This window comes from Pseudomonas sp. SDO524_S393 (assembly GCF_054071875.1).
In genome coordinates this window covers 17,704-28,395 of sequence record NZ_JBSVVZ010000076.1, presented here as the reverse complement: position 1 = coordinate 28,395, position 10,692 = coordinate 17,704, and the positions used below count along the sequence as shown (strand labels likewise).

The 10,692-nt window shown below is 65.9% G+C and carries 8 protein-coding genes; 7 read left to right on the top strand and 1 reads right to left on the bottom strand.

Annotated elements, in window-relative coordinates:
- The first annotated feature begins 120 nt into the window (after positions 1 to 120).
- Positions 121 to 1,461: a tetratricopeptide repeat protein gene (locus ACW9IB_RS25245; RefSeq protein WP_457415922.1), complete on the top strand. Its 1,341-nt coding sequence runs from the start codon at positions 121 to 123 to the stop codon at positions 1,459 to 1,461.
- A gap of 248 nt (positions 1,462 to 1,709) precedes the next feature.
- Here ACW9IB_RS25245 and ACW9IB_RS25240 read toward each other — a convergent pair whose 3' ends face one another.
- Positions 1,710 to 2,720: a P1 family peptidase gene (locus ACW9IB_RS25240; protein ID WP_457415921.1), complete on the bottom strand. Its 1,011-nt coding sequence runs from the start codon at positions 2,718 to 2,720 to the stop codon at positions 1,710 to 1,712.
- 308 nt (positions 2,721 to 3,028) lie between these two features.
- Between ACW9IB_RS25240 and ACW9IB_RS25235 the strand changes: the two genes are divergently transcribed.
- Genes ACW9IB_RS25235 through ACW9IB_RS25210 form a run of 6 tightly spaced genes read left to right on the top strand, consistent with a single transcriptional unit; the run spans position 3,029 to position 10,691 of the window.
- Complete coding sequence (locus tag ACW9IB_RS25235) at positions 3,029 to 5,464, top strand: TonB-dependent receptor plug domain-containing protein (RefSeq protein WP_457415920.1); 2,436 nt, start codon at positions 3,029 to 3,031, stop codon at positions 5,462 to 5,464.
- Between the two features lie 57 nt (positions 5,465 to 5,521).
- A complete protein-coding gene (locus ACW9IB_RS25230; RefSeq protein WP_457415919.1) occupies positions 5,522 to 6,859 on the top strand; it encodes an LLM class flavin-dependent oxidoreductase in 1,338 nt (445 codons plus the stop codon).
- Positions 6,856 to 7,770 (top strand): 5'/3'-nucleotidase SurE, encoded by a 915-nt coding sequence (locus ACW9IB_RS25225; RefSeq protein WP_457415918.1) that lies wholly within the window; start codon positions 6,856 to 6,858, stop codon positions 7,768 to 7,770. The genes ACW9IB_RS25230 and ACW9IB_RS25225 overlap by 4 nt, the downstream gene beginning before the upstream one ends.
- The gene (locus tag ACW9IB_RS25220) at positions 7,767 to 8,747 is read left to right on the top strand and encodes an LLM class flavin-dependent oxidoreductase (RefSeq protein WP_457415917.1); all 981 of its coding nucleotides are present in this window, start codon (positions 7,767 to 7,769) and stop codon (positions 8,745 to 8,747) included. The genes ACW9IB_RS25225 and ACW9IB_RS25220 overlap by 4 nt, the downstream gene beginning before the upstream one ends.
- On the top strand, positions 8,744 to 9,748 hold the full coding sequence (locus ACW9IB_RS25215) for an LLM class flavin-dependent oxidoreductase (protein ID WP_457415916.1): 1,005 nt from the start codon (positions 8,744 to 8,746) through the stop codon (positions 9,746 to 9,748). Before ACW9IB_RS25220 ends, ACW9IB_RS25215 begins: the two co-directional genes overlap by 4 nt.
- Positions 9,738 to 10,691 carry an LLM class flavin-dependent oxidoreductase gene (locus ACW9IB_RS25210; RefSeq protein WP_457368326.1) on the top strand — a complete coding sequence of 318 codons (954 nt, stop codon included), beginning with the start codon at positions 9,738 to 9,740 and terminating at the stop codon, positions 10,689 to 10,691. Before ACW9IB_RS25215 ends, ACW9IB_RS25210 begins: the two co-directional genes overlap by 11 nt.
- Position 10,692: the final 1 nt, after the last annotated feature.

Here is a 10,692-nt window from a genome sequence, read left to right as displayed (position 1 = left end):
CCATGTTTCACCTGGCACACCGCGTTCGCGAGCAAGCCCGCTCCCACAAGAGGCCTGGGGTGTTCAGATGGCACAGGGTTTGCCCTGTGATCCTCATCCGCCCCCACGAGCCTCTACCCCATGTCACTGGACTACCTCGGCAACCCCATCGACACCCTCGACCCGTCCACCCGCCAGGGACTGGACGACTTCATCGGCGGCTTCCTCGGCTACCAGCCGCGCGCCGAACGCATCCTGGCCGTCGCCGATGCCGACCCCGAATCGGCACTGGCCAATGCCTTCGCCGGTTTGCTGCTGATGTTCATCGAGTCACCCGAAGGCCCGGCACTGGCGGAGAAATACCGTCAGCGTGCGGCACACGCCGATCACCCGCGCGCGCAGCTCTACCTTGATGTGCTGCAGGCCTGGATCAACGACGACCTTGATCGAGTCCTGCAGTTGAGCGAAAGCCTGCTCGACCGCTACCCCCGCGACCTGTTCGCCGCCAAGCTCAACCAGTACCTGGAGTTCAACCGCGGCAACTGGCCGGCGCTGCTGCGCATCGGTCTCAAGGCCACCGCGGGCGCCCCGGATATCGCCCACAGTCACGGCCTGCTGGCCTTCGCCTACGAGCAATGTCACCTGCTCGACGAGGCCGAAGCCAGCGCCCGCGAAGCCCTGCGCCTGCAACCCTCCGAACCCTGGGCCCAGCATGCCCTGGCCCATGTGATGCTGACCCAGGGGCGTATCGAAGAAGGCATCGCGTTTCTCGAGGGGGTTTCCCATCACTGGGAGGGGCTGAACTCGTTCATGTACACCCACAATTGGTGGCACCTGGCGCTGTTCCACCTGGCGCGCGGAGAGGACCGACGGGTGCTGGAAATCTATGACCGCCACGTGTGGGGCATCCTGCCGGAATACTCCCAGGACCAGGTGGGCGCGGTGTCATTGCTCGCGCGCCTGGAACTGGCCGGCATCGACGTGGGCGAGCGTTGGCAGGCGCTGGCGCCCTACCTGCAACGACGGGTGGACGACACCGTGCAGCCGTTTCTCAGCGTGCAATATCTGTACGGCCTGGCGCGGGCCGGCAAACCCGAAGCGGATGTGCTGTTGTCTGCCCTGCGCCACCACAGCGTCGATGCGCGCCCGGTATGGGGCGAAGTGACCCTGCCGCTGGCCAACGGCTTGCTGGCCCATGCACGGGGTGATTGGCAGCAGGCATTGGAACAGCTGAACATCGCCCTGCCACGCCTGAACGAAATCGGCGGCAGCCATGCCCAGCGCGACCTCTTCGCCCAGGTGGAACTGGATGCCCGGCTGCAAACGGGCGACTGGTTCACCGCCCAGCAAACCCTGGAATTGCGGCGTCGTTATGACGGCTGGGACGTGCCGACCAATCGCAGCCTGGTGCAGGTGTACGAGGCGTTGGGATTGCCGGAGCAAGCAGCGAAAGCCCAGGCACGCATCTCACGATTCACCTGACCCACTTTGCTTTCAGAATCAAACGCAATTTTTGTAGTGAGCGGGCTTGTCCCGCGCGGGTCTGCGCAGCAGACCCAACAAGGATCCCGCGTGTTTCCAGGCAGATTGAGACAGCCGCTTTTGGGGCCGCTTCGCAGCCCAGCGCAGGACAAGCCTGCTCACTACAAAAGCATGAGGGCGAGCCTGCTCACCACAATAAGTTCTGTTCATCACAGTAGGCCCGCTCCCCCCCTGCAAGCCCGCTCAGGTCAAGCCTGCCCGTGGCTGCTTTGCGTGGCCGCAAAAACGCCTCGCGCAATCGCTCTTGCCACACAATCCGCCGCTGCCGCGCCGATCCTGCCGATCTCCACCTGGCGTCGTGGCCCGTCGGTCAAGGCCACCGCCGCCGACGCCAGGGCGAACACCGTGTCGCCGTCATAGGGCAGGTGCGCCGGACGCACCGCCCGTGCGATGCCGTCCTGGGCCATGATCGCCACGCGCTTGCACTCGGCAACCGTCATGCGCGCCGTGCTGGCGACCGCCACCAGCGTGGTGTTGGCGCCGGCTTGCAGACGACCCATGGAGTCCAGCCGTGACAATTCGGGCATCGGGTCGCTGCAATCCATCTCGCCTTGCGGGCGCTGGCCGCCGAACTCCCCCGCCACTTCCCAAGGCCAGGCCCAGAAGGTTTTGCCATCGGGCATGTACACCGAGCCAATCGGGTTGGCGACCACCAGCGCGGCCACGATCAACCCCTCGCCCAGGTCGAGGGAGGCGCTGCCCAGCCCGCCCTTGAGCACCCCGGCCATGGCGCCGCGCCCGGCGCCCACCGCGCCCAGTGCGAACGCCTGGCTGGCATTCTCCAGCGCTTGGATGCCCAGGCGTCGATAAGGCGGGTCGAGGCCCCAGGCCTTGTCGCCACCGTTGGCCAGGTCATGCAGCACCGCCGCCGGCACGATGGGAATCGCCGGGGCGCCGGGCTTCAAATGCAGGCCCACGTCGTCGTGGGACAGCTTCGCCGCCACCCCGTCCGCTGCGCCCAGGCCGAACACCGAGCCGCCGGAAAACACCAGGGCGTGCAGTTGGCCGACCATGTTTTCCGGCTCCAGGGCGGCGGTTTCGCGCCCGCCGGGGCCGCCGCCGCGAATGTCGATGCTGGCGGTCCAGAAACCCTCGGGGCGGATCACCGTGACGCCGGTGTCGGCGTGCAGGTCCGTGGCGTGGCCGACCGTGAGGCCGGGAATATCGGTAAGGGCGTTGCGCGGGCCAGGTCTGGGCATACGGATAAAACTTCCTTGGGTTCAGGTATGGCCTGGGGGTGAGCAAGGGCTGTGCCAAGCCCCAACCCCCCATCGCGACGGAATGCCGCTGGCCACGTGACCAAACCCTCTGCACAAAAACCAACACCCTGCCTTGGGGCCTGTTAGAAAAACACCAACCCTTGCCCGTCACCATCAATAAGCCACTGTTTTAAAACGTATTTTACAGATGGCACAGGCCTTGCTCTCCAGCCTTCCACCAGAGCTTGAACCCAACAAGCCGCCCTCGACCCAGGCCCAACGCCTCATCCATTGGAGTGTTTCCCATCATGAATGCAACACGCACCGCAGGCCGCCAACCCGGCAAGGCCTTCGCCCATACCCTGTTGTTCGTCGCCCTGTGCGAAGCGGCCAGCTACAGCAGCCTGGCCCTCGCCGCCGACGCCCCGGCCAGCGACAACCCGTTGGATACCGTGGTAGTGATCGGCAACCGTGGCCAGGCGCGCACCCTGGCCGAAAGCCCGGCACCGGTGGATGTGATTTCGTCCAAGCAACTGCTGGCCACCGGGCAAGGCGACCTGACCCGCGCCCTGAGCAAGGTGCTGCCATCACTGAACCAACCGGCGTCCTCGGGTTTCGGCTCTACCTCGGTGGTGCGTCCCATCAGCCTGCGCGGCCTCAACGGCGACCAGGTGCTGGTGCTGGTCAACGGCAAGCGCCGGCACAACAGCGCACTGCTGAACAACGGCACCTACCTCAACTCCGGCTCGCAGCCGGTGGACCTGGACATGATCCCCACCGCCCTGGTGGATCACGTCGAAGTGCTGCGCGACGGCGCTTCGGCCCAGTACGGTTCGGACGCCATCGGCGGCGTGGTCAACGTGGTGCTCAAGCAGACCGACCACGGCGGCAGCCTGTCCACCAGCTACGGCCAGAACTATGAAAACGGCGACGGCGAAACCGTGCGCCAGACCGGCAACGTCGGCCTGGCCCTGCCCAACGACGGCTTTATCAACCTGGCCCTGGACGTGAAAAAGCAGAACGTCTCCGACCGCTCCGACAACGCGCCGTACACCGACTCCGCCGGCAACAGCAGCCAGCGGCACACCTACTACGGCACCGGCCTGCCCGAAGCGAAGAACTTCAGCCTGGGTTACAACGCCGAGTTGCCGGTCGATGACGCGCTGACCTTGTATTCGTTCTCCACCTACACCCATCGCAACTCGGAAAAACCCCTGGCGTTCCACCAGCCTTCGAGCTTCAACGGCATCCAGACGCCGTACCCGGAAGGCATCGAAGACAACCTGCGGTTTATCGAGGATGACTTCCAGGTCGCCTTCGGCGGCAAGGGCAAGGCCGCCGGCTGGGACTACGACCTGTCCAGCACCTTCGGCCAGGACCACGCGCGCGCGACGCTCACCGACACCTACAACCTGAGCTACGGCCCCAACTCGCCGACCTCGGTGGACACCGGCGTCAAGACTTTCAGCCAGTGGACCAACAACCTCGACCTGACCCGCGCCTTCGACCTGGGCCTGTACAAGCCGACGCAGATTTCCTGGGGCTTGGAACAGCGCTACGAAAACTACAAGATCGGCAAGGGCGACCTCGCTTCCTATGCCAGCGGGCCGTTCACCACCGGCGCCAACGGTGCGCTGATCCCGCCGGGGACAATTTCCGGAGCCGGTACCACCCCCGCCGACGCCACCGAGAAAAGCCGTATCAGCCTGGCCGGCTACGGCGAGATCGGCCAGGACTTCACCGATAAATGGCACGTGGACCTGGCCGGTCGCTACGAGCATTACAACGACGGCTCGGGCACCACCACCAACGGCAAATTCTCCACCCGCTACCAACTGACGCCGATCCTCGCCGTGCGCGGCACCGTCAGCACCGGGTTCCGCGCACCGTCCCTGGCCCAGCAGATCTACAGCTCCACCTCGCAGACCAGCGTCAACGGCCAGCTGTTCGACTACCGCAACGTGGCGGTCAATTCCGACGTGGCCAAGGCCCTCGGCGCCAGCAACCTGAAGCCCGAGAAGTCGACCAACTTCAGCCTCGGCTTCACCCTGCAACCCACCGACGCCACCAGCATCACCCTCGATGCCTACCAGATCAAAATCAAGGACCGCATCGCGCAAACCGGCTACCTCGGCGGCACGGCCCAGATCAACGCGATTCTCGCCGCCGCCGGGCTCAACCCGAACCAGGCCGTCACCTACTTCACCAACGCCCTCGACACCACTACCCGGGGCGTCGACCTGGTGGGCGAGTTTCGCCAGGACGTGGGTGCCTGGGGCAACCTGAAATACTCCGCGGGCTTCAACTGGAACACCACCCAGATCGATGACATCCACGCCTCCGCCATCGCCGCCCAGACCCTGGGCCCGGACGGTGGCTACGACCGTCAGCGCCAGGGCAACCTCAAGTACGGCCTGCCGCAGTCCAAGTTGCTGCTGGGCACCACCTGGACCTACGAAAAACTCGAAGTCGGCCTGAACCTGACCCGCTACGGCGAGTACACCCAATACGGCACCGCCGAAGCCTTCGACCGCACCTTCTCGCCGGCGTGGATCACCGATGTGAACATCGACTACCACCTGACCCCGGCGATCACCCTGAATGCGGGCGCCAACAACCTGTTCAACAAGTACCCGGAACGCACCGACCTGCCGAGCAGTTCGGGCGCCTTCCCCTACGGCAACTTCTCGCCCTACGGCACCACCGGCGGCTACTGGTACACCGGCGTGACCTACAACTTCTGACCCGATGCACGGAGCCGGTTCGCCGGTTCCGTGCCTGACTTCGATGGGAGCCTGTTCATGACCCGCCGCACCGATCAACTCAAACTGGGGGCCTTCCTGGCCAACAGCGGTCACCATGTCGCCGCTTGGCGCCATCCGCTGGCCCAGGCTGACGCCAGCCTGGATTTCGAGCATTTCAAACACATCGCCCAGACCGCCGAGCGCGGCAAGTTCGACGCGCTGTTCATTGCCGATGTGGTAGCGCTGTGGGGGCATCATCATGATGCCTTGAGCCGCACTGCGCGGGCCGAACACTTCGAACCGCTGACCCTGATGTCGGCCCTGGCTGCCGTCACGAGCCGCATCGGCCTGATCGCCACCGCCACCACCACTTACAACGAGCCGTACCACCTCGCGCGCAAGTTCGCGTCCCTCGACCATCTGTCCAGAGGCCGCGCGGCGTGGAACCTGGTGACCTCGGTGGTTTCCGACGAGGCCTGGAATTTCGGCCGCGAACACCATGTGGACCATGGCGACCGCTACCAGCGCGCCGAGGAATTCCACGACGTGGTCAAGGGCCTGTGGGACAGCTGGGACGACGACGCCTTCACCCGCGACAAGGCCACTGGCGAGTACTTCGACGCGAACAAATTGCATACGCTCAACCATCGCGGCGAACACTTCAGCGTGCGCGGCCCGCTCAATGTGGCGCGCCCGCCCCAGGGCCATCCGGTGCTGGTGCAGGCCGGCGCTTCGGAGCCCGGTAAAAACCTTGCCGCCCGGGTGGCCGAACTGATCTTCGCGCACTCGCACTCGGTGCAAGGCGCCCAGGCGTTCTACCAGGACATCAAGGCCCGCGCCGCCGCCTTCGGGCGTGACCCGGACCACGTCAAGATCCTGCCCGGTGTCACCCCGTTCATTGCCGACACCCGCGAAGAAGCCCAGGCGCTGTTCGACGCGTTCCAGGCCTTGATCGACCCGGTGCTGGGCCTGCGCCTGCTGGCCGACACCCTGGGGGATGACATTGACCTGTCCGGGCATGACCTCGACGGCCCGTTGCCCGACACCCCGATCGGTCAACGGGGCAGCCGCCGCGACAAAGTGCTGGAACTGGCGCGCAGCGAAAACCTGAGCATTCGCCAACTGTACCTGCGCCTGGCCGGCGGCAACCCGGTGATCGGCACCGCCGAGGATGTGGCCGATCACTTCGACGCCTGGTTCCAGGCCCGTGCCTGCGACGGGTTCAACGTGTTCTTCCCGTACTTCCCCGGCGCCATCGACCTGTTCGTCGACCGGGTGATCCCGCTGTTGCAGGCGCGTGGGCTGTTTCGCCTCGACTACGAAGGCACCACCTTGCGCGACAGCCTCGGTCTGCCGCGGCCGGTCAACCGCTTCAGCGCGGGAGCCACGGCATGAAACGCCGCGCCTGGATGCTCGCCTGCACCGGCCTGCTGGCGCCCAAGGCGTTGGCCTTGAACATCCTGCTGAGCAACGACGACGGCTATCAGCACCCGAATATCCGCGCGCTCTACACCACACTCAAAGCCCAGGGACACAGCGTGAAGATCGCCGCGCCGCAAAGCGATCAAAGTGCGCGGGGCGGGGCGTTTTTCTTCGGGCGTGAAGTCACGGTGGGCCACGACAGCGACCCCGCCTACCCCGACAGCTATTTCATCAGCACCACCGAAAAAGGCCTGTGCCAGAGCGCGGACTGCGCCGGCAAACAGGTGCAGATCGAAATCAGCGGCACGCCGGTGATGGCCGTGTTGATGGGGCTGAACAAGGTGTTGCCGCATCCCGACCTGGTCATCGTCGGGCCCAACCCCGGCAACAACCTGGGGGCGATCAACATGGCGTCCGGCACCTTCAATGCCGCGAGCGTGGCCCTGCAAGCGGGCATCCCGGCGCTGGCGGTGAGTACGGATTTGAAAGAGGCGGATCCCCAGCGCGCCGCGCTGTTGGTCGCCAAACTGGTTCACGCCCTCGACCGGCATCGACAGGCCGACGGCGCACTGCTGCCCCCGGGCCTGGGCCTGAATATCAACCTGCCCAAGGCCACTGCGATCAAAGGCGTGAAATTCACTCGCGTGGGCAGTTACGTGGGTTTCGAAGCGCTGTACACCGACGATCTCAAGCCATTCAACCTGCCCGGCAAACCCGGCATCGGCTTCCAGTACAGCCCCGCCGCCACCGCTGCGCAACAGCACGATGAAGCGGTGTGGCTGAACAAGGGCTACCTGACCATCAGCCCGTTCAGCGGTGTGCCGGAATCCATCGACGCCAGCGTCGCGCTGCAACGGCAACTGACCCGCGAGGTACAACCATGAGCGCAGGTTTTTCCCTGGGGTTTCTGAGCCGGGTCTACAGCCCGGGCTTTGCCCCCCAGGTCTATCGCGACACCCTGGAGCTGTTCCGGGTCGCCGAGGCGCTGGGCTTCGACAACGGCTGGGTGGCGCAACACCACTTCGCCAGTGAACAGGGGCGCCTGCCCGCCCCGCTGGTACTGCTGGCTGCGGTGGCCCAGCGCACCCAGCGCATTCGCCTGGGCACCGGGATTATCGTGCTGCCCCAGGAAGCGCCCCTGCGCCTGGCCGAGGATGCGGCGGTGCTCGACCTGCTGAGCAATGGCCGTCTGGAGCTGGGCCTGGGCGCGGGGTTCGACCCCGAGACCTTCCTGGCCTTCGGCCGTGACCCCGACGCTCGCCACCGGGATTACGAACAGCACCTGCGCCAACTGATCAATGTCCTGGGCAACGCGCCCTTGACCGACAGCGGCGCGCGCCTGTCGCCACGGGCCAGCGGCTTGAACCATCGGCTATGGGAAGCCACTTCGCGGGTGGAACCCGTTGCCGAGCGCGGCCATGGCCTGATCATGGCGCCCAACCCGCAGCTGCCTGCCGAGGCCGGTGTCGAGCTGGTGAACCGCTACCGCAACGCCTGGACCGGCGACAACGGTACACCCGCCCGCGTGGCCCGGGTACAGGCGCTGCTGCCGTCCCCCGACGACGCCACCCGCCGCGATATCCAAACCTATGTGCAGCGCCAGCAACGCATCGGCATCCTCAAGCCGGCACAGGGCGATGACTTCAACGCCACGCTCCAGCGTCTCGGCGTGCTGCACGGCTCGCCGCAGCATATTATCGAGCAGTTGCAGCAAGGTCCGGCGCTCACGCCCCACGATCACCTGATTTTGCAAGTGCAGACCACCAGCACACCGTTGCGCGAAGCGATCCGCACCCTGGAATTCATCCGTGAACACATTGCGCCGGCCCTCGGCTGGCAACCCACAGGAACGGCACCATGACCTTCAAACTGGGCTTTCTCAGCCACGCCTTTGGCGATGATCCACAGCAGGTCTACCGTGACCTGATCGAGCAGTTCGAGGTCGCCGAAGCCCTGGGTTTCGACAGCGGCTGGATTGCCCAGCATCACCTCAGCGGCGGGTTTGGTCGCCTGCCTTCACCGCTGGTGTTGCTGGCGGCGGTGGCCGAACGCACGCGGCATATCGAGCTGGGCACCGGGGTGATCGTGCTGCCGTTCGAAGACCCGATCCGCCTGGCCGAAGATGCCAGCGTGCTGGATGCCTTGAGCGGTGGACGCGTGCAATTGGGCCTGGGCAGCGGCGGCGCCAACCTGGATAACTTCAGCGCCTTCGATCGCGACCCCAGCCAACGCCAGGCCGATTTCGCCAAGCGCCAGCAACATCTGCAACACCTGTTGCAAGGCCGGCCACTGACCGGAGAACTGACCCTGCAACCACCGGCTCCGGGCCTGGGCACACGCCTGTGGCACTCCCACGGCAGTGTCGAAGGCGCGGCCTATACCGCGCGCCAGGGCAACGGCCTGTTGCTGGGCACTGCCACCCACGACCCGCTGACCGTGCAGAAACCCTTGGCCGACGCGTACCTGCATGCCTGGGCCCACACGGATCGCAAACCCCGCATCGGCGTGGTGCGTGCGGTGTTCCCCGCCGCCGACCGCGCCAGCGCCCAGGCAGAGTTGGCGGTGGACATCGAGCGGCATATCCCGCGCCTGCAGCGCGAAGGCCTGATCGATCAGGCCGTGGACCTGCAAGAGCACCTGCGCCTGATGAACGTGCACCACGGCCATCCCGATGAAGTGATCGAAAGCTTGCAACAGGACCCATCGCTGCTGCCTTATGCTGATCACCTGATCGCCGTGGTCCAGGCCGAAAGCTCGACCCAGGCGCAGATCCTCAAGCGCCTGGAAATCCTCGCGCAAACCATCGCCCCGGCGCTGGGCTGGAAACCACGATCAACAACGGAGTGTGGGCATGCCCCTTGAATTCAGCTGGCTGATGCCCCTGTGCACCCCCGACTGGGCGGCGCGGCCAGGGCAATGGATTCAGTTGGCCCAGGCGGTCGAGTACGCCGGGCTCGATGGTCTGTGGATCCCCGGCGGTGCGCTGTGCGCCGATAGCCTGGGAGTGGCGGCGGCCTTGTGCGCCCACACGCGGCGGGTGCGTCTGTCGGTGAGCGTGCCGCCGGAAGTGATGCTGCCGGCGGCATTGGCCACTACCTTGCAGAGCCTGCAATCGATCAGCGGCCACCGCGTGCAGGTGCACTTGCCCAACAGCGAGCGCAGTGCCTTCGGTGATTGGCTCAACCGTGACCAGCGCAGCGAGCGGATCGGCGAATACCTGGACATCCTCGGCCAGCTGCTTGCGCCCAAGGACGGTGGGCTGGATTACCAGGGCCTGTACTTCCAACTGGAAAACGCCGGCGTCGCCCGCCGCGAACTGCCCGCGCCACCGCTGGTGCTGGACGACAGCCACAGCCACGCGCTGGTGGCTGCCCATGCTCGCACCTGCCTGCTCGCGCCCGGCCATCCCCAGTGGCTGGCCACCGAAATACAGCGCTGGCGAGCGATTCAACCGGCGTTGAATTTCGCCTGTACCTTCGGCCTGATCCTCGGCGACAGCGAAGACCTGGCCTGGGAAACCGCCGCCAGTCTGTTACCGGTACCGGCAATGCCCGTCGAACCGCTGGCTACCCTGCCCCGCGCGCGCCACCCGTTGCGTCAGTGGGAGGTGCACCCGAACCTGCTGCAACTGGCGCCGGGGCAGCCGCTGATCCTGGTGGGCACTGCGCCGCAGGTCGCCACGCGCCTGCGGGAGCTGCACGGCCTCGGCCTGACCCATCTGATCGTGGAAGGCGGCCCGGCCGTCAGTGAGGTGCTGCGCTTTGGCGAGCACGTCGTCCCTCTCTTGCGCAAGGAGCGCCCGTAAC